The following is a 24,040-nucleotide window of genomic DNA, read 5'->3' on the forward strand; positions in this document are numbered from 1 at the left end:
CGGGGGGGGGAAGTGAGAAATGACCGAGAGGTGGCCGATATTTCGAACGAGGTTCGATGAATCGATCAGAAGGTAGGGGTGTGCTGCGAACACGTCAATTGTTCTGTCGTTCTTCGGTGATTTCTGCGAACGCCGGTGGTGCACAACTGAGATGCACAGCTGGCCGAATTTCATGATTGCGGGCGCACCGGGGCGTACCCATACTGTGCCGGTCGGTCGCACAGGGGGAGAGCAGTGGCTTGAGCGGGAGACGTACGCCTGCCGCGGTACGGGGAACCTGGCACCACGCACTGGTGCTCGGTGCCGCCGGGCTCGCTGTGCTGCTGGCCGCGACCGTCCTGGCCGCGCTGGCCACCCTCACCGAGAAGGCCGTCGAGGGCGCGGTGCAACGGCGGTTGGCGAGCGACCCCGAGGCCGTGCTCGACGTCTCGGGGCCGTACCCGCCGCACGACGTCGAGCGCCTGGACGAACTCGTACGGGCCGCCGTCGAACGCACCTTCGGCGGCGTTCCGCACCACACCTGGTCCGCGTTACGGGTCCCGGACAACCGCTCCGCCCAGCTCTCGGTCACGGAGGCGGCCGGGCAGCCGCGCGACGACGCCGGAATCTCCCTGGTCGCCCTCCAGGAGGAGTTCCGGCACGCCCGGTTGGTGGCCGGGCGCTGGCCCCGCACGACCGGGCACACGGGCGCCGTCGAGACCGCGCTCACCGACGTGTTCGCCGCGCGGCTCGCGGTACGGCCCGGTGACGAGCTGAGGGTGCGGGCCGACGACGGAACGCGGCTCCGTCTGCGAGTGGCCGGCCTGTACCGGACGGACACCCGTAGCCCGGCCGTCTGGGCGAACCTGAACAGCGCCCTCGGAACGTCCGAATCCATCGCCCTGGTGCCACGACCGGTACTGACCGCGACCCCGACCCTGGCCCGGAACGCCCAAGCGCTCTGGCTCGCCGTACCGGATAGCGGCGGGCTGCGACTCGGCGACATCCGGCCATTGGAGCGGCGCGCCGACGGATTCGGCGGAAGCGACGTCTCGCTCTCCGTCCTCCGCGGTACGCGGCCCACGGGCGAACTCACCGTCAGGTCACAGCTCGACGACGCCCTCGACGGCCTGACCACCCCCATAGCCGTGGCCCGGGCCGGCCTCTACGTCCCGGCGACGCTTCTGGCCGCCCTGGCGGCGGCCGCCCTCGTACTGACCGCGCGCCAGATCGCCGAACACCGCCGCCCCGAACTGGCGCTGCTGGCCGCGCGCGGCGCCGGAACACCGCGACTGGCCTCGGCGACGGTGGCACAGTGGGCGGCCCTCGCGGTACCCGCGGGACTCGCCGCGCCCTTCCTCGCCGGTCCCCTGCTGCGGCTGCTCGACCGGGCCGGACTGATCCCCGGCGACGTGTCCGCGACGGCGACGCCGACGGCGGCCTGGGCGGCCGCGCTGCTGGCCGTCGCCGTGCACGGTGCCTCCCTGCTGCTGCCGACGGTACGGACCGTGCGGGACCAGCACGCGGTGCGCCGGCTCAGGCTGTGGCTGGGGCGGTTCGCGGGAGCCCAGCGGCTGGGTGCCGACCTGGCGCTCGCGGCCGTCGCCGTGCTCGGCTGGCTCCAGCTGCGGCAGTACCGCTCGCCCGTCACCGGCGGAGGTGTCGACCCCGTGCTGGTCCTCGCACCCGTCGCGATGACCTGCGCCGCCGCACTCCTCGTGCTGCGGGCGCTGCCCCTGCTCGCCCGCGTCACCGACCCCCTCGCACGGCGCGGCACCGGGCTCGTGCTGCCCCTGGGCGCCTGGCAGATCGGGCGGCGCGCGGCACGGCACGCCGGACCCGCGCTGGTGGTGACGCTGGCCTTGGCCGTCGCCGCGCTCAGCAGCACCGCGCTCGCCATCCTGGACCGCGGCGACCACGACCAGGCGGTCTTCAAGGTGGGCTCCGACCTGCGGATCGAGCCGAGCGACCGGCTCGCGCCCGGTGAACGGCGCACGACGTACGTCGCGTTACCCGGCGCCCGGTCCGTCACGCCCGTCGTGGACATCAACGGTTTCGTCGGCCAGAGCTACATCGCCGTCACCGGCATCGACACCGCGCGCGGCCCCGCCCCCGCCCTGCGCCCCGACCTCACCGACCGGCCCGTGTCCGACCTCGTCGCCCCGCTCGGCCGGAACATCCCCGCCTACGGGCTGCCGCTCGACGGCGCCCCGCGCGAACTCCCGCTCCGCGTCCGCCTGTCCGCCGACGGACCCGGCACCCCCGTACCCGTCCGGCTCTCCGTGCACTTCGTCGACGCCGACGGCCTCGCCCACACCAGTGAGGTGCTCCTCGACGACACCGGCGGCCAGGCCCGTACGGTCCGTCTGAAGGTCCCGGCCGACGGCGGCGGGTTACGCGTCGTCCAGCTCGGCCTGAGCATGAAGGGCGAGTCCGTGCGGCGTACCTACCGCCTCACCGTCGATCGCGTACCCGGCCTCACCCGGCCCGCCGCCTGGCACGACCTGCGCGCCGACGCCCCCGACGAGCACGTCGCCGGATGCCCGGCGGCCAAGCCGCGCAAGTTGGCCGGGCGCGCCCCGGGACCCGTGCTCTGCGCCGACCGACCCGGACCCGGCACGCTCCTGGACGCGGTGCTGCGCGGCCCCGACACCGAGGTCAAGTACCCGACATGGAGCGTGCGTCTCGGCACGGACCGCGCCCGTGGCCGACCGGCCGCGCCCGTCCTCGCGGATCGCGCCCTGCTGGCCTCCGGCGTCGTCCGCGTCGGAGACACGGTCACCTTCCAGCGCGCCGGAGGCGGAACGGCCCGCGTCAAGGTCGTCGGGGAGATCGACGCCGTGCCGGGCGCCGAACGGGACCGGCCCCGGCTGCTCGCCGACTCCCGGGCCCTCGCCGCCCAGCTCGCGCTCGACGGCGTTCTGCCCGGCGCCGAGACCGCCTGGTGGGTGGCGGCCGACCGCGGGGACGCCACGGCCGCCCTGCGCGCCGTCCGGGCCGACCCCCGCCTCGGTACGGCTGTCGACGTGCCCCACACACGGGCCCTGCTGGCCGCCGACCCGCTCCGGCAGGGCGCACGCGGCGGACTCACGCTGTGCCTGGTGCTCGCCCCGGCGTTCGCCGTCGTCGGCTTCACCCTGCACACGGCGCTCTCGGTCCGCGCCAGGGCACGGGAGTTCGCGCTGCTGCGGGCGCTGGGCGTACGACGCCGCCAGCTCGCCGCGTACCTGTGGACCGAACAGCTCGCGCTCGCCGCCGTCGCGGCCGTGCTCGGCACCCTGCTGGGGACCGCGCTGGCCGCGCTGATCATGCCGGTGGTCACCGTCGACGACACCGGCCGCCCGGTCTACCCCGGGCTGCTCACCGAGGTGCCGTGGATGCGCGTGGTCCTCACGGCGGGCGCGACGACCCTCCTGATCTGCGCGGTCGTGACGGTCGCCGCCAAGGTCCTGGGGCGGGTCGACCTGGCCCGGGTGCTGCGGGCGGGGGAGGACCGATGACACGCCGGGTACCGCCCGCGGGGGCAGGGCCGGTGCGGCGCCACACGAGGCGGCCCGTCCCCGTCGCCCTGCGCGAGGCACGGGCCGAACTGCCCCTGCTGGCCTGCCTCATGGCCGTGACGGCACTCCTCACCGCCGTCGCCGCCGCGAGCCCCGTACTCCTCGACCGGTTCGCCGGACAGGCACTCGCCTCACGGCTGGAACAGGAGCAGAGCGCCGAGCCCGGAATCCGGTTCACCGCAGAGTTCGCCCCCGCAGTCCCGGGCGCCGCCGGCGATCTCGACGAGGACCTGCGCCCCGTATCACCGCAGTGATCGGCAACGCGGTCCCCGACGCCCTCGACGGCGGCCTCGTCCACGACTCCACCCGCGTCGAACTGCCCCCCGTCCGCACGAGAACGGCCGCCGGAGACGTCGGCCTGGGCCTGGTGTACGCCTCCGACGCACCCGACCGCGGCGCCTACACCGAGGGACGGCCACCCGACCCCGGCGCCGAGGCTCTGGAGATCGCCGTCTCCACGCGCACCCGCGAGGCACTGAAACTACGGCTGGGGCAGCACCTGCCCATCGAGCCGGGGGCGTTGGAGAGTGTGCGCGGCACCGCTGCCGTGGTGGGCTTCTTCCGGGCGGGCAGGGGCACCACGGTCGGGGCCACCGCCGCCGACAGTGTGCGCGGAGACCGACTCTCCCGCGAACTGCCCCAGTTGGCCCGCCCCGCCCAGTACCCGCCCGACAGCGACTCCGGGCTCGACTGGGAGGCCCGCGCCCTCGTCGCCCCGCGCACCGTCACCACCCTCCAGGGGCAGTCCGACGCCACGCTCACCGTGACCTGGGGCATGCGCCTCGACCTCGACGCGCGCACCGCCGCACGGTTCGCCGACGAGCAGGGACAGGCCGACCTCGGGCGGCTGCTCTACCAGTACCCGCACGACGCGCGCGGCGACTACTGCGGCGACTTCGACATGGGCATGTACTGCCAGATCGGCCCTCACCCGTCCTCCGGACTCCAGAACAGCTCCCGACTCCCCGATGTGCTCACCGAGTTCGGTCCGCAGTGGCGGCAGGGCCGTACCGTGATCTCCTTCGCGCTCGCCTCCCTGATCGTGGTCGGGCTGCTCACCACCGTCGTCACGGCCCTGCTCGCGGTGCGCCGACGCCTCGCCGCCCACCGGCTCCAGCGTGCCCGCGGTGCCTCCGCGACGGGTCTCGCGCTGACCCGGGCCGCGCAGACCGCACCCGCCGTACTGCTCGGGCTCGCCGCCGGACTCGTCACGGCACGGTCCTTTCCGGACCTGTCACCCGGGTACCGGTACGGGCTGCTCGTCGCCCTGTTCGTCTGGCTGCCTCTCCCCGCGCTCACCTGGCACGCCCTGCGCGACCGCGTAACCGCCGGCGGGCACCGCCCGCAGGCGGCGGGCCGCCGCATCGTCGCCGAGGCGACGGTGCTGCTGCTCGCCGCGGCCGGCGTGGCCGCGCTGCGGGCCCGGGGCACCACGGGTGACGCCGGTCCCGATCCGCTGCTCGCCGCCGTGCCCGCCCTGCTGGGGCTCGTCACCGTCGTCGTCCTGGTGCGCTGCTGTCCGCCGCCGGTACGGCTCCTGGCGCGCTGGTCCGCACGGTGGCGCGGCGTCGTGGGGATCGTCGCGCTCTCCCGGGCCGCGAAGGATGCCCCGGCCCGGGCGCTCGCGCTGCTCGTGCTGGTGGTGACGCTGGCCGGAGCCGTGTTCGGCGGGCTGGTCGCCGGGACACTTGCCGACGGGCGCCGGGAGGCCGCCGCCTGGCAGGTCGGCGCCGACGCGTCCTTCCGCGGCGCGGAACGCAACCCCGGCCTCACCGACCGCCTGACCCGCGTCTCCGGAGTACGCGCCACAGTGCGAGTGCGTCAGCTGCGCGTGGACCCGACGAGCGGTACCAGCGGCGAGGGGTACGGCATCGCGAGCCTCGTCGGTGTAGACGGCGCCGAACTCCGCAAGGCGGCACCTCAATCGGCCGCGGCACGCGCGCTCGACACCGCCGGACTGAGCGGCCGCGGACCAGGCGGGGACCGTTCACGGGACATCCGGGTCCTCGCCACAGACGCCCGCGCCGGCGATCTGCTGAGCATCACCTCACAGGGCCGCTCCCTGCGCCTGCGCGTCGTCGGCGGACTCCCCGACGACGTGCTCCGCGACCCGGCGCTCGGCCCCGTCCGCAGCACGACCACGCCGCGGGACCGACTGCTGCTCGCCGACAACCGCGATCTCGGGGCCTTCCAGGGAAGCGACTTCGAGGAGTCCGCGCTCTTGCTGTACGGTCCCCGGCTGGACGTGGAGACGCTGCGGTCCCTCGTACCGCGCGCCGCCGCCGGCGCCGCGGTCGGTGAACTGCGCCTGCGCGCCGAGGAGGAGGCCGACGCCGACGCCGACGGCATGGTCGGCGTCCTGAGGACCGCGCACACCGCGTGCACCGCGCTCGCCGTGCTCCTCGCCCTGCTGGCCCTCGTGCTCGACCTGTTGCTGTCCGCCCCCGAACGCGGCCGTACCGCCTCCTACCTCCGCACCCTCGGCCTGGGCCGGCGCGCCACGTCGGCCCTGCACCTGGTGCAGCTCCTGCCGATGGTGCTTGCGGCGCTGGTGGGCGGCACCGCGCTGGGCCTGACACTGCCCGCGCTGCTGGGCCCCGCCCTGGACCTGCGGGAGTTCACCGGCGGCCCCACCGACCCCACCACCCGCCCCGACCTGCTGCTGACCGCAGCCCTGGGCATCGGTCTCGGCGTGCTCGTGGCCGCCGCCGTGGGTGTGGAGACGTGGCTCGGACGCCGCCGCGGCCTCGGCGCGGTCCTTCGCCTCACGGAGGAACGGTGACCGGAGTTCAGGGAGACCAGTCTGGAGGAATGGTGACCGAGCCCGACGAGAGCGACCTGCGCACCCTGGAGGAGCGGGCCCGCGACGCCCGTCGACCGCGCGCCGACGACGGAGACGGGCTCGTCGTGTGCGACAGCCTGGTCCGGGTCTACCGCACCGAGGAGGTCGAAGTACAGGCGCTCCAGGGCCTCGACCTCGTCGTCGAGGAGGGTGAGTGCGTGGCGCTCGTCGGGGCGTCCGGCTCCGGCAAGTCGACGCTGCTGTCCATCCTCTCGGGCCTCGACCTGCCCACGGCGGGCCGCGCCCGGGTCGCCGGACACGACCTGCTCACCATGGGACGGCGCGAGCGCCTCGGCTACCGCCGGCACACCGTCGGCTTCGTGTGGCAGCAGACGGGCCGCAACCTGCTGCCCTACCTCACGGCCCTGGAGAACGTGGCGCTGCCCATGAAGTACACGCGCGTGCCGCGTCGCGTCCGGGCCTCGCGCGCCGCGGAACTCCTCGACGTGCTGGGCGTCACCCATTGCCGCGACCGGCGCCCGGCCGAACTCTCCGGCGGTGAACAGCAGCGCGTCGCCGTCGCGGTGGCCACCGCCAACGCGCCGCGCGTACTGCTCGCCGACGAACCGACGGGGGAACTCGACACCGCGAGCGGAGAGGACGTGTTCGCCGCGCTCCGCCGCGCCAACGAGGAACTCGGCGCCACCGTCCTTGTCGTCACCCACGACCCGCTCGTCTCCGGGCAGGTCCGCCGCACGGTCCGCATCCGCGACGGCCGTACCTCGACGGAGACCCTGCGCGGCCCCGGCGGCACGGTCACCGAGGAGTACACCGTTCTGGACCGTGCCGGCCGCCTCCAGCTGCCCCGCGACTACGTGGACCGCTACGGCCTGCACGGCCGGGTCCGCCTCACCGCCGAACCGGACCACGTGGGAGTGTGGCCCGACGGAGCCGACCGCCGGGACGGAGTCGACCGCCGGGACGGAGCCGGCGACGCCGACGGGGAGCAGTGGTGAAAGCGGGCGGACGGGATCCCGCCCGGCGCGGGTGTGCCACGATGCGCCCCGCGGAGACGGGCCGGAATCCGCTCAACCGTCTCTCGCGCGCGAGAGACTGGACCTTCGGGATCCACGAGCTGAATCAGGGGAGCGAAGGCATCGTGAACTCTGCGCAACAGGCGGGCGGTTGGGACAGAAGCAGCCCAGCGGGGCGCCATGCGGTCGTCGTGGGAGGCAGTATCGCGGGGCTGCTCGCGGCCCACGTTCTGGCCGAGCACGCCGACCGGGTGACGGTTGTCGAGCGCGATCGCTATCCCGAGGGGATCGGTCCACGCCCCGGCGCGCCGCAGAGCCGCCACCCGCACGCCCTGATCGAAGGCGGGCAACGCGCCCTGGACGCACTGCTGCCGGGGTTCACGGACGAGCTGCGCGCGGCGGGCGCGCCCTGGGTCGGGCTTCCGTCCGACATGGTGCAGTGGCAGGTCGGACGCTGGCTCCGGCGGGTCCCGGCGTCGACGTACGTCTTCACCGGCTCGCGGCTGCAGATCGAGGAACTGGTACGGCGTCGGGTGCTCGCCAACCCGGCCGTCACCACGCTGGAGTCGACGGACGTCGTGGGGCTGCTCGGCGACGCTTCGCGGGTCCGGGGCGTGCTGGTGCGCGAGCGCGGCGACGGTGCCCGCAAGGAGGAGCGCCCCCTGGAGGCGGACCTGGTCGTGGACGCCTCGGGGCACGGCACGAAGGCCCCGCAGTGGCTCACCGCGATCGGCGCGGAGGCCCCGCACGAGGAGACCATCGACACCGGACTCGCGTACTCCTCACGGGTCTTCCGCGACACCAACGGCACCCTGGGCACCGACGCGCACGCCTTCTGGGTGGTCCCGAACCCCGCGCAGGTCTACGGCGCCGTCGTCCTGCCCCTGGAGGACGGTAACCATCTGGCCGTCCTCTCGGGCCTGCGCGGCGACGAACCGCCCACGGACGACGACGAGTACGTGGCGTACACGAAGCGGCTGCCGCACCCCTTCGTGTACCACTGGATGCGAGAGGCCGAGCCGCAGTCCCCGGCGTTCGGGTTCCGTAAGACGGCCAACGTCCGGCGCCGGTACGACCTGCCCGGGCGGCGCCCCGCGGGCTTCCTGGCCACCGGGGACGCGCTGTGCACGTTCAATCCGATCTACGGCCAGGGCATGTCCGTCGCGGCGCTGTCCGCCGTGGCCCTGCGCGACGCGCTCGCGGACATGCGCCGGACACCGACGACACGCCGGGTGCAGCGCGCCCTCCTCGCCGCGTCCCGGCAGGCCTGGGACATCTCGGCCGGGTCCGACAAGAAGATGCCGGGCGCCACGGGGAACGCACTCGCCTCACGGGCCGTGGACCGTCCTGTCGGCTGGTACCTGAGCCGGATCCAGGAGCGTACCCCCGGCGATCCCGTGGTGGGCGAGGCCTTTCGCCGGGTCCTGGCACTGAGCGCGCCGGTCAGCGCGCTGTTCGCCCCGAAGGTGGCCCGGGCCGTGCTCTTCGGCTCGCCCGCCCCCACACCCGCCGAACCCCCGATGACCCGGGAGGAGCCGGACGCCTGACGGCGACCGGCGAACAGTCCGAGGCGAGGCGGAGGGGCTCACCACGAGCCCCTCCGCCTCGCCTCGTTTCCGCAGGCCGTAAGCGATCCCGGGACATCCGGTCCCACCGGGGTACCCGGAGCGTGGCGAGATCCCACGCCGCCGGCACTCACGTGTCCGATCAAGCTCGTCCCGGGGACGCATGGCCGCCAAAATACCCCCGGGGGTAATCATGTTAGAGTCGCCATATACCCCCGGGGGTAAAGACTCGTGACTCGCTATGCGTGATCTGTGATTCGTGATCTGTGATTCGTGATCTGTGATTCGTGAAAGGAGCGCCCAGGTGTTCTTCGTCGACACCATCGAGCTGGCAGGGCTCGGCAACCGCAGCTATCTCGCCGGCGGTGCGCACACGGCCGTCGCGGTCGACCCGCCGAGGGATCTCGACCAGGTGATCGCGGCGGCCGTACGGCGCGGGGTGCGTATCTCCCACGTGGTCGAGACGCACATCCACAACGACTACGTCAGCGGCGGTCTGGAACTGGCCCGCGTCACCGGCGCCGTGTACCTGGTGCCCGCCGCGGCGGACGTCTCGTTCGAGCGGTTGGCCGTGCACGACGGCGACACCGTGGAGATCGACTCCGGTCTCGTGCTGCGTGCCATCGCCACGCCCGGGCACACTCCGCACCACACCTCGTACGTACTGGAGGAGGCCGGAGCGGCCGTCGCGGTCTTCAGCGGAGGCTCCCTGCTCCTCGGCTCCGTGGGGCGCCCCGACCTGGTGGAACCGCGCCTCACCGAGCGGCTCGCCCGCGCCCAGCACACCTCCGCGCACCGGCTCGCCGAGGAACTGCCCGACGAGACACTCGTCCTGCCGACGCACGGATTCGGCAGCTTCTGCTCCTCCCGGCAGGCCGAGGGCGGCCACACCACCATCGGCAAGGAGAAGTCCGGCAACCCGGCACTCGTGCAGGACGTGGACACCTTCGTCGCCGAGCTGCTGGCCGGCCTGGACGACGTGCCCGCGTACTACGCGCACATGGGCCCCGCCAACGCCGCCGGTCCCGCCCAGATCGACCTGACCCCGCCCGCGGTCGCCGACGCCGACGCGATCGCCGCCCGGCTGGCCGCGGGAGAGTGGGTGGTGGACCTGCGCAGCCGTGTCGCCTTCGCCGAGGGGCACGTGACGGGATCGTTCAACTTCGAGGCCGACGGCAAGGTCGCCACCTACCTGGCGTGGCTGATCCCGTGGGGCAAGCCGGTGACCCTGCTCGCCGAGTCACCTGAGCAACTCGCCGATGCCCAGCGAGAGTTGGTGCGCGTCGGCATCGACCGCCCGGCCGCCGCGGCCGTCGGCTCACCCGCCTCCTGGGTCCGGGACGGCGAGACGCCGGCCTCCTTCCCACGCGCCGCCTTCACCGACCTGGCGAAGCGGCTCGGCGACGACGACGTGGTCGTCCTGGACGTCCGCCGCGACTCCGAGCGTGCGGGCGGACATGTCCCGGGCTCGGTCCACATACCGGTCCACCAACTGCACAAGCGACTCGACGACGTTCCCGCCGGAGAGGTGTGGGTCCACTGCGCGAGCGGCATGCGCGCGGCCATCGCGGCGTCGCTGCTGGACGCGGCGGGGCGGAAGGTCGTCGCCGTCGACGACGGCTTCGCAGCGGCGGTGGAGGCCGGCATCACGGCGGTGGAGGCGGGCATCACAGCGTGACCGTCCTGGCCCTGACGGCCGGCGGGGTCATAGGACTGACGCTCGGCGCGCTCGGAGGCGGCGGCAGTGTCCTGGCCGTGCCCGCCCTGATCTACCTGCTCGGCTTCACCCCGGTCACGGCCACGACCGCGAGCCTGGTGATCGTCACGGTCACCTCCGTGACCGGTCTGGCCGCACACGCCCGCGAAGGCAACGTCCGCTGGCGCTCGGGAAGCCTCTTCGCCCTGGCCGGGATCGTCCCGGCCATGTTCACCGCGGTCCTCGCGGCAGATGTTCCTCAGTCCGTGCTGACCGGTGCCTTCGGCGTGGTCGCCGTCCTGGCCGCGCTGCGGATGCTGCGGCAGCCGGCCGTGGCCGACCGCGACACCCCGGTACGTCCCGGAAGGGCCGTCGCGGCCGGTGCCGGACTCGGTGCGATCACCGGACTCCTGGGCGTCGGGGGCGGCTTCCTCGCCGTACCGGCGCTGGTCGGTGTCCTCGGGCTGCGCATGCGGGTGGCGGTGGGCACCAGCCTGCTCGTCATCACGGTCAACTCACTGGCGGCGCTTGTGGCCCGCACGGGTACGGCCGACGGGTTGGACTGGGCGGTCGTCGCCCCCTTCGCGGGAGCGGCCGTGCTCGGCGCATGGGACGGGAAACGCCTCGGTTCCCGTGTCTCCGGGGGCCTGCTCCAGCGGATCTTCGCGGTCGTGCTGCTGGCGGTGGCCGTGTTCATGCTGATCGACGCGGCCGTGTGAAGCAGTCGACACGCGGCCGTATGAACCACACGACACGTTGCCACATGGACCACACGAACGGTGCCGTATGAACCAAGTGGCACAACGCTTCCGGACGAGGAGGCACCCCGTGGCCCGGCGGCTCAGGCCAGGGACAGGAACAGCTTCTCCAGCCGCGCCCGCATCGCGTCCCGGTCCTCCTCGGGCTTCTCGCCGCCCTCGATGTCGGTCAGGCACTGCTGCAGACCGGTGGCGATGATGGCGAAGCCCGCCCGGTCGAGGGCCCGTGAGGCGGCGGCGAGCTGGGTGACGACCTCCTCGCAGTCGCGGCCCTCCTCGATCATCCGGATCACCCCGGAGATCTGGCCCTGAGCCCGGCGCAGCCGGTTGAGCACGGCTCGAAGCTCGGCGCCCGCGAGATCCAGCTCCACGATTAAGCTCCCTCGAAACCCTGGAAGATACCCCTGGGGGTAATGTACTCCCGCTTCGGAGTCCCGTCGAAAAGCAAGAAGGATGACACTCGTGACCACACCGCTCGCCCTCGACGTCGCCCAGGCACGTGCCCAGTTGCCCGAGCTGACCGTGATCGACGTCCGCACCCCGGCCGAGTATGCCTCCGGCCATCTGCCCGGCGCCCTGAACATCCCCCTCGACGACCTCCGCCGTGCCCTGCCCGCCATCGAGGGCGCGGCCTCCCGCCGCGACCTGCTCGTGGTGTGCGCCTCGGGCGCCCGCTCCGAGAACGCCTGCCGCACCCTCGCCGAGCACGGCATCACCGCCGCCACGCTGGCGGGCGGCACGAGTGCCTGGGCTGCCGCCGGTCACGAACTGCACCCACCCGAGGGCGAGGCCCGTGCGGTATGGGGCATGGAACGTCAGGTCCGGTTCACCGCCGGGGCGATCGTCCTGCTCGGCCTCGGGCTCGGCGTGACCGTCCATCCGGCCTTCCAGTTGCTGTCGGCCGGCATCGCGGGCGGCCTGGTCTACTCGGCGCTCAGCAACACCTGCGGTATGGCGTTCGTGCTCGGCAGGCTGCCCTTCAACCGGCCGCGCGGTGCCGGGCTCGACGCAGCGCTCGCCGAACTGCGCGAGCGCTGAGAGTCACGGGTCACCGCCACGTCCGATCGGCCCTCGGCCGGCCACGCTGGTCGGGGGTCCCGTGCGGCGTCGGGCTGGGGGGCTGGGGTGACGTCGCCGGCGACACGGGCGAACCCGCGTTGGGCCGCTCGGGCCCTTCGGGGCGTACGGCGCCGGGGTCGCCGGAGGTCGGCTCGGCACCGGAGAGGAGCTGTTCCAGGCGGGCCGTCAGCAGTTCGGTCACCGGGAGGCGGTGGGCGTGGGCCCGCTCGTAGGCGAGCACTTCCTCCACCTCGGCGGCGGTGAGCGCGTGGACGCGGCTCTCCAGACTTCCGATCGGCAGGTGGTCGTAGTCGGGCAGTGGCAGCGCGGCGCGCTCGGCCATGTTTCTCACTTCGCTTTCCTGCGCGCGGTCAGGTCGCGACGGACGCGCCGGTGCGGCGGCACGGGGCGGGGCACGTCCGCGGAACGGGAGCCGCGGGCCGCCTCGACCGGCGCCCCGGCCGCCTCAGTGGGCGCCCAGGCCACCGCTGCCGAAGGAGCCACCGCTGCCCCTGCTCCAGCGCGGCCTCTGCTTCGACGTGTTCGGCCGGGAGCCCATGTTGCCGTGCACCTGGTAGGGCGTGAGCCGCAGCTCACTCCGGGGTATCTCGTTGGGCTCGCGGTATGCCTGCTCCTCATGGACCGCGCCGCCGTCCGGCAGCCGGGGCTGCTCCTCCCGGCTCGGCCGGCGCGGCTCACGGCTGCGTACGCGGTTGCCCATCCAGAAGGCGCCGCCCAGCAGCACCACGATGATCACGCCCATGATGACCGACCAGAGGCCGACGAGCGCGCTCCCCCCTGCGGCAAAATACACCCATTCCGTACTCATATATGGCGAATACCCCTGTGGGCTTCGGTGAACCGGCTCATGACCGATGGGATCCGAGCGTCATCGAACAGGTTCGTCTCCGGCACCGCACCCGTACGCATGCGTCAAGATCGAGCGGGCGGGCCGGGCGTCCAGGGCACCCGGTCCGCCCACTGCGCGCTGGTGCGGCTGCTCGTGTCGTGTCGCGACCGGGTTTGACTGGTTTCCGCTCGGCTACCCGCCCGTTGTGACATCGACGACGACTTCTCAGCAGGAGCTCTTCCGGTTCCTTGAGGACCGCTTCGCGTGCGCACAGGCGTGCACAGAGTGTGCGCGGGCGTGCGCCTTGCGCGCGAGCCTCGCCGATCCGGACGGGCCCATGGACCAGGAACGCGTGCGACGCAAGGGCATCATGTGCGCGGAGGCGTGCGACGCGACGTGCCGGGTGCTCTCCGAGCAGACCCGCCAGGACGAGACCGCCCTCCGCGCCCAGGTGGAGTGGTGCCGGGAGATCTGCCTGGAGTGCGCCCACGTCTTCGACGCCCACCCCGGCGCCGAGGGCAGTGCCCAGTCCTGCCGCGACTGCGCCCGCGCCTGCACGGACTTCCTCTCGACGCTCACCGCCTGATACGGGGAACCGTTCGGGGCGGGAGATCCACGCGGGGCCGGCGGAGCTCTGGAACCCCGGCTCTCAGGAAGGCTCCGTGAGCGGCCTCCCGAGCCGTAGGTTCCAGCGCCCCGCCCGGCCGCTGAGTTCGGTGACCGCCAGCGGTGGCACGTCCACGCGCCAGAACGCGGACTCCGGCGCCCCCAACACCCGTACCACCACGGCCCGGACGAGTTCCGGCTCGACGACGGCGACGGTCCGGCCGTCGTCCTGCGCGGCCGTCTCCAGCCACCGCGCGGCCCGGTCGCACAGGGCCCTTACCGACTCCCCGCCGTGCGGCGCGGCCTCCGGGTCGGCGAGCCAGCGGCCCACTGCCTCGGGTTCCCCGGCGCCCACCTCGGCGAGAGTCGCCCCGCGCCAACGGCCGACATCCAGACCGGCCAGCTCGGGTGCCTCCTCGGCGGCCAGCCCGAGCGCGGCGGCGGTCTCGTGACAGCGGACCGTGGGGGAGACCCGGGCCCGGTCCGGAGACTTCAGCGTGCCCGCCGCCGCGCTCGCCGCCCGCAGCCCGGACGGGTCGAGCGGGCATCCGTCGTCGAAGCGGGCCTCCCGCAGCGCCGCGTTCATCGCGGGTGAGATCAGCATCACTCGGCTTGTCATTCGCGCCCTCCCGATCGGGCGGCTCTCGCGCCCAACACCCGTGTCCTGTCCAGGGCATGACCATCGCACAGCGGTGTAGACCGACCGATTCAACGCCATGCGTCATCCGTGCGCCCTTGGCCGGAGAACCGCTTCGCGGTACCTTCTCGTCGATATCGACGACGGCCGACGGAAGCCGGTGGGAATCCGGCACGGTCGCGCCACTGTGAGCCCGGCACGATCCGCACCCTCCAAGCGCGGTGACGGACGGGCAAGTCAGACCCGTGGCCGTCGTCCAGTGCACCACCGAGACGGGACGCGAGTTCCCCCCAGGAGGTCATGTCATGGCGCAGTCCGCCGTCGCTCAGCCGACCGCTGCCCCCACCGCCCCCACGGCCGTTCCGGCCAAGCTGCCGATCAGTGCGATCGCCCCCTGGGCGGTCTTCTTCGGCATCCTGATGCTGGTCCTGCTCTACTTCGTCGGCGCCGAACAGGGCGCCACCTCCCTCGTGTCCGGCGAGGGCGTCCACGAATGGGTGCACGACGCCCGCCATCTGCTCGGCTTCCCCTGCCACTGACGGCCGAGGAAGCGTACGAGCCTGATGAACTCCGCAACGGTCAGGAACCTCCTGGTGCGCGGCATGCTCGCGGGACTCGCCGCAGGCCTGCTCGCCCTCGTCGTCGCCTACTTCCTGGGTGAACCACGCGTCGACCAGGCGATCGCGTTCGAGGAGGCCAACGCCCACGAACACGGCGGCGAGGAACTCGTCAGCCGCACCCTGCAGTCCACGGCTGGTCTGTCCACCGGCGTCCTCGTGTACGGTGTCGCGTTCGGCGGCATCGCGGCCCTCACGTACTGCTTCGCGCTCGGCCGGACCGGCCGCTTCGGGCCGCGCGCGAGCGCGCTGCTCCTGGCGGCGGCCGGGCTGGTCGCGGTCTACGTGGTTCCGTTCCTCAAGTACCCCGCCAACCCGCCCGCCGTGGGCGACCCAGACACCCTCGACCAGCGCACCACGCTGTACTTCCTGATGGTCGTACTCAGCGTGCTGCTGGCCGTCGGGACCGTCATCCTCGGCAAGCGCCTCGCGCCACGTCTGGGCAACTGGAACGCCACCGTCGCGGCGGGCGCGTTCTTCGTCCTGGTCGTCGGCACGGCGTATGCCCTGCTGCCGTCGTACAACAACGTTCCGGAAGGTTTCCCCGCCACACTGCTGTGGCAGTACCGGCTGGCCGCCCTCGCCGTGCAGGTGACCCTGTGGACCGCGTACGGTCTGCTCTTCGGGCTCCTGGCGGAGCGTGTCCTGGCTCCGCGCACGGCGGCCGGGCGCGAGGGGGCCGCCGCCCGTGCGACTCCCGTCCCGCACTGACCGGTTGAGCGCGGGAACGGCCCCCGGTTCCCACCGGGGGCCTTTTCCGTGGTACGGCTCGTCCTTCGTTGTTCCCAATTTCTGGAACACGTTCTACGGTGTGCGCCGTCAGGTCCGGCCTTGGGGAGCCAGGAGGCGCCGTGCATCTGGAATACACACCCGAGCAGCAGCGGCTGCGCACCGAACTACGCGCATACTTCGCCGAGTTGGTACCGGAAGGCGGGCACGCCCGATACGCCGAACCGGCCGCCCAGAAGCGTTTCTACCGCGAGACGATCCGGCGCCTCGGCACGGACGGCTGGCTCGGTGTCGGCTGGCCGAAGGAGTACGGCGGACGCGGGCTGACGCCCATGGAGCAGTTCATCTTCTTCGACGAGGCGGCCCAGGCGGGCGTCCCGCTGCCCCTGATGGCGCTCAACACGGTCGGCCCGACGATCATGCAGTTCGGGAGCGAGGAACAGAAGACGTACTTCCTGCCGCGCATCCTCTCCGGCGAGATCGACTTCGCGATCGGCTACAGCGAGCCCGACGCCGGCACGGACCTCGCCTCCCTGAAGACCCGCGCGGTCAGGGAGGGTGACGAGGCCACCGGCCACTACACGGTCAACGGCCAGAAGATCTGGACCACGAACGGCGACACCGCGGACTGGGTGTGGCTGGCCGTGCGCACCGACCCGGAAGCCCCGCCCCACAAGGGCATCACGATGCTCCTGGTCCCGACCACCGACCCCGGCTACTCCTGCACCCTGATCAACACCCTCGCCTCGCACGACACCACCGCCAGCTACTACGAGAACATCCGCGTCCCCGTCTCCCACCGCGTCGGTGAGGAGAACAAGGGCTGGCGGCTGATCACCAACCAGCTCAACCACGAACGCGTCACTCTCGCCGCCCACGGCACCATGGCCATCCGCGCCCTGCACGACGTGCAGCGCTGGGCCATGGAGACCAAGCTCGCCGACGGCCGCCGCGTCATCGACCTGCCCTGGGTGCGCCGCCGCCTCGCCCAGACCCATACGAAGCTCGACGCGATGAAGCTGCTCAACTGGCAGATGGTGAACGCCCTCCAGGAGGGCACCCTCACCCCCCAGGACGCCTCCGCCGTCAAGGTCTACGGCTCCGAGGCGCGCCGCGAGGCCTACGCCTGGCTCATGGAGACCGTCGCCGCGGCCGGCGCCCTGAAGGACGGCTCCGCGGGCGCCGTCCTCCATGGCGAACTGGAACGCGGCTACCGCTCGGCCGTGATCTTCACCTTCGGCGGCGGCAACAACGAGATCCAGCGCGAGATCATCTCGTGGATCGGCCTGGGGATGCCGCGCGTGCGCCGTTAGTGATGTGACCACAGGCGCTGCGGCGAGGTTGCCCGGGTCGCGTTCGGCCATCGATCACACGCCGTCCTGTGGGTTCAGGTCCGGTGCGTAGGCGGGCAGCTGGAACACCGTGAGCCAGTCGGCGTTCGCACGACGGGGCACACCGCTCCGCCAACGGGCCGGGCTGCAGGGCTGCTGCCGGGCTACCGGCCGACCGCAGCCGAATGCGGACGCTGCGGTGCCGCGGGCACGGCCGGCGCGGCAGGCCGGTTGCGTGCCAGCATGATCGTGGGCACCGCAGCGAGGACGAAGAGTACTCCCGCCATCGCGACGTAGAGGTACACGCCGGTCGCCGTGCTCACCGGGGCGCCGTCGGCAAAGGTTCCGGGAACAAGGGTCGCTTTGAGCACCTCGCCCCCGGCGATGTTGAAGACGACCGAGCCGAGGGCGAGTACGACCGACACCAGACCGGCGATCGTGCCCTGCCGCTCGGGTGCTTCGAGGCTGGTCGCCAGGTTGTAGCCGGAGGCGCCGATCGCGCCGGCGGCCATGCCGAGCATGGCGCCGCAGGCGATCGCCAGCGGGAGCGCTGACACGCCCGCCAGCATCGCGAAGGTCGCCACTGTCCCGACGGTGATGCCGCCGAGGAGGGGCAGTGCGGGACCGAACCGCCCCGCGATCCATCCGGCGCACATGCCGCCGATGACGATGCCGAGATTGGGCGTGGCGAGCAGCACTGCGACCGCCTCTCCGTCGCCCAGCCCGTAACCGAGCCCCAGGTCGGGGGGCACCTGGGCGATGATGCTCGTCAGTTGCAGCATGCTTCTGAAGGAGCCTGCTGCCAGTACCAGGGCCAGCAGCGTCAGCAGGATCGGGCGGCTGAGGGCCCGGATGTCGATGATGGGTTCGTCGACCCGCAGCGCGAGGAACGCCCAGCCGGTCAGTGCGGCGGCACCGGCCGCCAGCAGCGCGATCATGCCCCCGGACAGCCATCCGAGGTCGCTCCCGAGGCTTGTGTAGGCGAGCACCGCGCCGAGGCCGCCGCCGAGCAGGAGCGCCCCGCGCACGTCGATCCGGCCGGGCTTGCGGATCGGCGACTCCGGGATGAAGGAGCGCACGCACAGGGCGGCCGCCGCGGCGAGCAGCGCCGCCACGATGAACACGCTCCGGTAGCCGAACGCATCGATGACCGGCTGCATCAGGAACGGCTCGATGATCCCGACGATCGACGATCCGGACGTCACAAGCCCGACCACGGCCATCGCCACCCGCGGGGTGCAGATCTGGCGTGCGAGGGCCACCGTGAGGAAGACCGCGGCGAAGGCGGCGCCTTGGAGGAAGCGCCCCACCAGGAAAATCCAGACGTTGGGGGCAGCGAGGCAGACCAGCGCTCCTGTGCATGCGAGGAGCAGCGTGCCGATGAGTATCCGGCGCTTGCCGAAGATGTCGGAACTCTTCGCGAGCAGCGGCGACCAGATGGCCCCGGCCAGCAGCGCGCTTGCATTGAGCCATGCGGCCTGGTCGGTGTCGAAATGGTCCAGTAACTGGGGCAGGACCATCATGGGCGAGCCGATGACCACGTCGGCCAGGACGTTGGCGAGGGTGAGAACGGCCGCCCAGAGGATGAGCCGCTTACTCCAGCGGTGCTCCTGGGCGCCGTGGGCGGGCTTTTCCAGCGTGTCTTCCACTATGCATTCTCTCCAGGGCATGGGGGTGAGGTCCCGGCGAGCGGCACGCCCCGTTGGCGGCGCGGTCGGCGCGGGTTGCCGGTTGAACCGACTTTTGGGGAGTGGGCACATGCGGACGCCCGTTTCCGGGCGGTCGCGCCCGATCAGCAACGGCCGGTGGCAGCGCCGTTCGCATCGCGCCGGGTTCAGGGCGCGCCGGTGCCGGATGCTTGCAGCGCCTTGTTGCGGGCGGCAATGGCAGCCCAGGTGGTCGGCAGCATGCGGTCGCGACCGCTGTAGACACGGTCCTGGGCGAAAGTGACATAGGGGCGCTGCCGGGCCTCGTACCGTGCGAACGCGGCGGTGTGGTCATTGCCGCACCGTTCGAGTTCTTCGGCGAGAAAGCGGGCGCCGGTGAGCGCGAGTGAGGTGCCCCGGCCGGACAGGAAGGCCGGGCTGTACCCGGCGTCCCCGACGAGGACGACGCGGCCGCGGTGCCAGGAGGGCAGGTGGATCTGGCTCGCGGAGGTGAAGTAGAAACCAGGATCGGCGCGGGCCGCATCGAGCAGCTCCGGGATCCGCCACGACCGGTAGCCCGCGAAGGCGTCGATGAGGATCTTCTTCTGGGTGTCCAGGTCGTGGTGGTCGTAGTCGATCCGTTCCGAGCGGAACTGGAAGACCGCAACGGCCTTGCCCTGGTACCGGAAGATGCCTGCCATCCGGCTGGGGACGTTGTATATCGAGTTGGCGCCCTCGGATTGCGCCTCGCCGGGGTGGTCGGCGAGGGCGAAGTAGACACCGAGGTGCCGGAGGTAGTCCTCCTCGGGCCCGAACACCAGCCTGCGTACCGCGGAGTGCTGGCCGTCGGCACCGATCACCAGGTCGTACCGCCCGGTGCGGCCCGACGCGAAACGCACGTCGACACCGCCGCCGTCGACGCCGCTGTCGGCCAGTGTCTCGATCGAGTCGCGGAAGCGGATCGCCGCGGTGTCCGGGAGCGCATCGGCGAGGATACGCACGAGGTCCTCGCGGAGGAGCTCGATGTCGTCATCGGAGTCGCTGATCTCCGCCATCGGGATCCGGGCCACCGGCTCGCCCTCGCTGTCGACGAACTGGGTGAGTTCGGACATCCGGACCCGTTGCTTCTGGATCTTCGCGAGCAGTCCCATCCTGTCCGCGGTCTCGATCGCGTCACCGCGGATGTCGATGGGTGTGCCTGTGAGCCGGAGGTGGCGCGCGTACTCGACAACGGTGACGTCGTGGCCGCGGGTGCCGAGCTCAAGTGCGCCGGCGAGCCCGGCGATACCGGCTCCGGAGACAAGGATGTTCACGTGTGTGCTCCAGGTTTCGCTGAGGTGGGTGTGCGATCGGATCGGCCGCCGCTCGCCGGTCAGGCAGGCGAACCGGCGGAGCGGTGCGGCCGGCGGGCAGGCCGCTGCCGCGACGGTCCGACAACTAAAGAAACAAACTGTCGCTTTTAGCGAGCTTACTTACCACCGGCTTGCACCGCAACGCCGCACCTGGCGACAATCGGCACCCGAGCGGAGAACAGGAGGTGAGCGCGGCGATGACCAACGGGACCGCTGACCGGCCGCCCGCACGGCGCCCCGGTGGCCGCACCGCGCGGGTGAGGGCGCAGATCCTCGCCGCGACCGTCGAGCTCGTGGCGCGCGACGGCATCGCGGGCTTCCGCTACGAGGAGGTCGCCGAGTTCGCCGGCGTGCACAAGACCAGCGTCTACCGCAACTGGCCCGACCGCGAGGAGCTGGTGGTCGAAGCCCTGCTGCGCTACGCCGAGGATCTCGCCTCGGTCGCCGACACCGGCGACATCCACCGGGACCTGGTGGACTTCCTGCTGGCCCTCGCCGGTGGCCTGGAAACGCCGTTCGGCCGGACGCTCGAACAGGCCATCCAGCCCGCCCGCCAAAGCGCCACCGTCCAGGCGCTGACCAAGATCCTCGACCAGCGCGTGGCCGCCATGCGGCGGCGGGTGGACAGCGCCGTCGACCGGGGTGAACTCCCCCCGGTCGACAGCTCCTTCCTCGGCGAGATGCTCTCCGGCCCGGTGCACCTCATCGTCAACCGCGGCATGCGCCCGTTCACCCGCGCGGATGCGGAGCGCATCGTCGACGTGGTGCTCGCCGGTATCCGGGCCACGGCACCGCAGGTCTGAGCAATCGTCCTGGCCGCACCGTTCAGGCCGAAGGCCGGAGCGCCCGTCATGTCCGCGCTCAACATCCTCTTCACGGACGCCGCGGCGGACCGGTACATCGCCGAACACCGCATCGCCGCCGAACTGGTGGGCCTGGACCCCGAGGAGGTCCCGGGCGATCAGGAGGAGTTGGCCGCCTACTTCGTGCGGGTGCTGCCGGAGCCGGCCGCCGGACCCGAGGCGCGGGAGGTCGACGACTTCCTGCGCACGCCCCCCACGCACCCGTTGCTCGTCCCGGCGCGCGCCCTGCTGTGGCGGCGCGTGGCGAACCTGGCGTACGCCTCCCTGCCGCCGTACGCCCATGAGCTGTACGGCAGACGGGCCCCGTCACCGGCCGTGGTGACCGTCGCCTGCGCCTCACCGGCACCCTGCTGCGCTGCGTTCCCGCACGTCTGCGCTGGCAACTCCCGCCCAAACACATCATCCGCGCCATGCGGCGGCTCGGTCCCGGTTCGCGCCCGGCACCGTACAAAGTCGTGCGATAGCCCGCCATACTGGACGGGACCGGGGAGGGCGGGGCCGGACACACGGGGGCGATCGCAGGCGATGGGGGACACCAGGCTGATCCAGGGCCGGTATCGGTTGCTCGATCTGATCGGGCGGGGTGGGATGGGCGAGGTCTGGCGCGCAAGAGACGAGTCACTGGGCCGGCACGTCGCCGTGAAGTGCCTCAATCCCCTGAACACGCAGCACGACCAGGCCTTCACACGGGTCCTGCGGGAGCGGTTCCGCCGCGAGGCCCGTGTGGCCGCCGCACTCCAGCACCGCGGAGTGACCGTCGTCCACGACTTCGGGGAGGCCGACGGGGTGCTCTACCTCGTCATGGAGCTCCTCGAGGGCCGTAATCTCAGCCAGCTCCTGGAGGACAACAAGCAGCACCCGCTGCCCGTCGACGACATCGTCGAGATCGCCGACCAGGCCGCCGCCGCCCTCGCCTACACCCACCAGCAGGGCATCGTGCACCGCGACCTGAAGCCCGCGAACATCATGCGGCTCACCGAAGGCACGGTGAAGATCTGCGACTTCGGCATAGCGCGCCTCGGCCACGACATCGGCTTCACCTCGCGCCTCACCGGCACCGGCATCGCCATGGGCACCCCCCACTACATGTCGCCGGAACAGATCGGCGGCGACCAGGTCGACCACCGCAGCGACCTGTACTCGTTCGGGTGCGTGCTGTACGAGATCGCCACCGGCGTACCGCCGTTCGACCTCGACGACGCGTGGGCGGTCCTCGTCGGCCACCGCGACACCCCGCCGGAGCCGCCGCGCAGCCACCGCTCCGAGCTGCCCGGGTACGTGGAGCGGATCATCCTGGACCTGCTCGCCAAACAGCCGGGCGAACGACCGCAGGACGCCCGGGAGCTGGGCCGCAGGATCCATGAGGGCCGCACGGCGTCCTTCCGCGTCCCGACGGCCGTGCCGCGCCCTGTCACGTCCTCGGCTCAGGCGCACCTGGTCGCGCCGTCGGCCCCGACGCGCCCCGAGCAGCCTCTGTCCCGCGAGCCCGGCCTGCCGTCATGGACCCGGGGTATGACCACGGGCCACAAGGCGGCGGGCAGAGGACTGCGCACCACCCCGCCGGACGCCTCGGCGGGCCTCACCGGCGACTGGATCGTCCGCCCCGCCACGGGCCGTGCCGAGGAACCCGTCCGCACCGAACGCCCCACCCCGCCACCGGAAGTCGTCACCGCCCTGGCCGGCCGGCACAACGCGGGCCTCAGCCTGGGCCGCCTCGGCCGCTGGACAGAGGCGGGCGAGGTGCACCGCGCGGTCGCCGCCGAACGCGAGCACGTCCTCGGTCCCGATCACCCCGATACCCTCGCCAGCCGTTACGAGGTCGGCTTCACCCTCAGCCGCACCGGCCGCCCCGCCGACGCCCTGCGCGAGTACACGCACGTCGCCCGGACCCGGGAGCGGGCGCTCGGCCCCGACCACCCCGACACGCTCACCGTCCGGCAGGAAACGGCGTACGTGCTCGGCCAGTTGGGCCGGCACTTCGAGGCCCACCAGGCGTACGCCTCCGTCCTCGCGGCGCGCGAGCACGTCATGGGGCCCGACCACCCCGACACGCTCCGCTGCCGCCACAACCTCGCCTTCAACCTGAGCCGGCTCGGGCGTCTGGAGGAGTCGTACGAGATGGCTTCCGACGTGGCCCTCGCCCGCGCCGGGGTGCTCGGCCCGAACCACCCCGACACCCTCGTCACCCGGTACGAGGTCGCCTACCTGCTCGGCCAGCTGGGGCGCTGGCCGGAGGCCCTGCGCATGTACCAGGAGGTCGCCGAGTCCCGCGCGAAGGCCCTCGGCCCCGACCACCCGGACACCCTCGCCAGCCGCTACGAGGTCGGCATCAGCCTCGGCCGGCTCGGTCGCAGCGCCGACGCGCTCACGCTCTACCGGGCCCTCGTCGACGACCGGACCCGCGTCCACGGCCCCGCCCACCCCGAGACCCTGCGCGCCCGCCACGGCCTCGGTGTCAACCTCGGCCGGCTCGGCCGCTGGGAGGAGGCCCTCGCCGAGTCCCGCGACGTGTGCGCCATCCGCGAGCGCGTCCTCGGCCCCGACCACCCGGACACCCTGGTCAGCCGCCGCGAGGTCGCCGTCGGCCTGGGCTGGCTGGGCCGCTGGCCCGACGCCCTCACCGAGTACCGGCGGGTGGCCGACGCCCGCGAGCGCGTCCTCGGCGCCGCCCACCCCGACGCCCTCGCCAGCCGCAACGACGAGGCCCACTGCCTGGAGCAGCTGGGACGCGGCACGGAGGCGGTGGAGCTGTACCGCAGAGTGGCGGTGCTGCGACAGCAGCCCTGAGGGACGGTCCGGCACGGCACCGGGGTTTCCGGCGGTCGCTGGGCCACCTGCCCCGTCCCTCTGGCCGGTCAGGATCGCCGCGTGTTACGAAGAGCCATGCCAGTACACAGAGCCATGCCAGTACCTGAGGAATCCGTACCTGAGGAATCCGTGCGTGTGGAATCCGTGCGTGTGGAATCCGTGCGTGTG

At 72.5% G+C, this 24,040-nt stretch carries 20 protein-coding genes and 1 riboswitch; of the genes, 14 read left to right on the plus strand and 6 right to left on the minus strand.

Annotated elements, in window-relative coordinates; all coding sequences use genetic code 11:
• The first annotated feature begins 239 nt into the window (after positions 1-239).
• From E0500_RS40260 to E0500_RS40290, 7 genes are all read left to right on the plus strand, one after another.
• Complete coding sequence (locus tag E0500_RS40260) at positions 240-3,479, plus strand: ABC transporter permease (RefSeq protein WP_131568646.1); 3,240 nt, start codon at positions 240-242, stop codon at positions 3,477-3,479.
• Positions 3,476-3,793, plus strand: coding sequence for a hypothetical protein (locus E0500_RS40265; protein ID WP_131568648.1), 318 nt, complete (start codon positions 3,476-3,478; stop codon positions 3,791-3,793). Before E0500_RS40260 ends, E0500_RS40265 begins: the two co-directional genes overlap by 4 nt.
• A complete protein-coding gene (locus tag E0500_RS40270) occupies positions 3,790-6,321 on the plus strand; it encodes an FtsX-like permease family protein (protein ID WP_165935147.1) in 2,532 nt (843 codons plus the stop codon). The genes E0500_RS40265 and E0500_RS40270 overlap by 4 nt, the downstream gene beginning before the upstream one ends.
• A gap of 29 nt (positions 6,322-6,350) precedes the next feature.
• Entirely contained in the window at positions 6,351-7,337 is a 987-nt protein-coding gene (locus tag E0500_RS40275; RefSeq protein WP_131568650.1) for an ABC transporter ATP-binding protein, read from the plus strand.
• A 209-nt stretch (positions 7,338-7,546) separates the two neighbouring features.
• Entirely contained in the window at positions 7,547-8,902 is a 1,356-nt protein-coding gene (locus tag E0500_RS40280; protein WP_181587386.1) for an NAD(P)/FAD-dependent oxidoreductase, read from the plus strand.
• A 322-nt stretch (positions 8,903-9,224) separates the two neighbouring features.
• The gene (locus tag E0500_RS40285; RefSeq protein WP_131568653.1) at positions 9,225-10,598 is read left to right on the plus strand and encodes a rhodanese-like domain-containing protein; all 1,374 of its coding nucleotides are present in this window, start codon (positions 9,225-9,227) and stop codon (positions 10,596-10,598) included.
• On the plus strand, positions 10,595-11,335 hold the full coding sequence (locus tag E0500_RS40290; RefSeq protein WP_131568655.1) for a sulfite exporter TauE/SafE family protein: 741 nt from the start codon (positions 10,595-10,597) through the stop codon (positions 11,333-11,335). Before E0500_RS40285 ends, E0500_RS40290 begins: the two co-directional genes overlap by 4 nt.
• 122 nt (positions 11,336-11,457) lie before the next feature.
• On the opposite strand, the gene E0500_RS40295 is transcribed toward E0500_RS40290, so the two are convergent.
• The gene (locus E0500_RS40295) at positions 11,458-11,745 is read right to left on the minus strand and encodes a metal-sensitive transcriptional regulator (protein WP_131568657.1); all 288 of its coding nucleotides are present in this window, start codon (positions 11,743-11,745) and stop codon (positions 11,458-11,460) included.
• 82 nt (positions 11,746-11,827) lie between these two features.
• Between E0500_RS40295 and E0500_RS40300 the strand changes: the two genes are divergently transcribed.
• Positions 11,828-12,412, plus strand: coding sequence for a rhodanese-like domain-containing protein (locus E0500_RS40300; RefSeq protein WP_131568659.1), 585 nt, complete (start codon positions 11,828-11,830; stop codon positions 12,410-12,412).
• 10 nt (positions 12,413-12,422) lie between these two features.
• Here the strand turns inward: E0500_RS40300 and E0500_RS40305 are convergent, their stop codons facing one another.
• Positions 12,423-12,776, minus strand: coding sequence for a hypothetical protein (locus tag E0500_RS40305; RefSeq protein WP_131568680.1), 354 nt, complete (start codon positions 12,774-12,776; stop codon positions 12,423-12,425).
• A gap of 123 nt (positions 12,777-12,899) precedes the next feature.
• On the minus strand, positions 12,900-13,262 hold the full coding sequence (locus E0500_RS40310) for a DUF6479 family protein (RefSeq protein WP_131568661.1): 363 nt from the start codon (positions 13,260-13,262) through the stop codon (positions 12,900-12,902).
• A 226-nt stretch (positions 13,263-13,488) separates the two neighbouring features.
• Between E0500_RS40310 and E0500_RS40315 the strand changes: the two genes are divergently transcribed.
• Positions 13,489-13,869, plus strand: coding sequence for a four-helix bundle copper-binding protein (locus E0500_RS40315; protein WP_131568663.1), 381 nt, complete (start codon positions 13,489-13,491; stop codon positions 13,867-13,869).
• 63 nt (positions 13,870-13,932) lie between these two features.
• On the opposite strand, the gene E0500_RS40320 is transcribed toward E0500_RS40315, so the two are convergent.
• Entirely contained in the window at positions 13,933-14,508 is a 576-nt protein-coding gene (locus E0500_RS40320; RefSeq protein ID WP_131568665.1) for a histidine phosphatase family protein, read from the minus strand.
• A 170-nt stretch (positions 14,509-14,678) separates the two neighbouring features.
• A riboswitch (cobalamin riboswitch) is annotated at positions 14,679-14,769 on the plus strand.
• Between the two features lie 62 nt (positions 14,770-14,831).
• Here E0500_RS40320 and E0500_RS40325 point away from each other — a divergent pair.
• From E0500_RS40325 to E0500_RS40335, 3 genes are all read left to right on the plus strand, one after another.
• Positions 14,832-15,065 (plus strand): CbtB-domain containing protein, encoded by a 234-nt coding sequence (locus E0500_RS40325; protein WP_131568667.1) that lies wholly within the window; start codon positions 14,832-14,834, stop codon positions 15,063-15,065.
• 24 nt (positions 15,066-15,089) lie between these two features.
• Complete coding sequence (locus E0500_RS40330; RefSeq protein WP_131568668.1) at positions 15,090-15,854, plus strand: CbtA family protein; 765 nt, start codon at positions 15,090-15,092, stop codon at positions 15,852-15,854.
• A gap of 140 nt (positions 15,855-15,994) precedes the next feature.
• On the plus strand, positions 15,995-17,185 hold the full coding sequence (locus tag E0500_RS40335) for an acyl-CoA dehydrogenase family protein (RefSeq protein WP_131568670.1): 1,191 nt from the start codon (positions 15,995-15,997) through the stop codon (positions 17,183-17,185).
• A gap of 182 nt (positions 17,186-17,367) precedes the next feature.
• On the opposite strand, the gene E0500_RS40340 is transcribed toward E0500_RS40335, so the two are convergent.
• Positions 17,368-18,852 carry an MFS transporter gene (locus tag E0500_RS40340; protein WP_309505305.1) on the minus strand — a complete coding sequence of 495 codons (1,485 nt, stop codon included), beginning with the start codon at positions 18,850-18,852 and terminating at the stop codon, positions 17,368-17,370.
• Between the two features lie 185 nt (positions 18,853-19,037).
• Positions 19,038-20,162, minus strand: a complete 1,125-nt coding sequence (locus E0500_RS44660) for an FAD-dependent monooxygenase (RefSeq protein WP_131568674.1) — start codon at positions 20,160-20,162, stop codon at positions 19,038-19,040.
• Between the two features lie 236 nt (positions 20,163-20,398).
• On the opposite strand from E0500_RS44660, the gene E0500_RS40350 reads away from it, so the two are divergent.
• Positions 20,399-21,004, plus strand: a complete 606-nt coding sequence (locus E0500_RS40350; RefSeq protein WP_131568676.1) for a TetR/AcrR family transcriptional regulator — start codon at positions 20,399-20,401, stop codon at positions 21,002-21,004.
• Between the two features lie 48 nt (positions 21,005-21,052).
• Positions 21,053-23,851 carry a tetratricopeptide repeat protein gene (locus E0500_RS40360; RefSeq protein ID WP_258573784.1) on the plus strand — a complete coding sequence of 933 codons (2,799 nt, stop codon included), beginning with the start codon at positions 21,053-21,055 and terminating at the stop codon, positions 23,849-23,851.
• The last annotated feature ends 189 nt before the right edge of the window (positions 23,852-24,040 follow it).

Source organism: Streptomyces sp. KM273126 (genome assembly GCF_004337435.2).
Classification (GTDB): Bacteria; Actinomycetota; Actinomycetes; order Streptomycetales; family Streptomycetaceae; genus Streptomyces; species Streptomyces acidicola.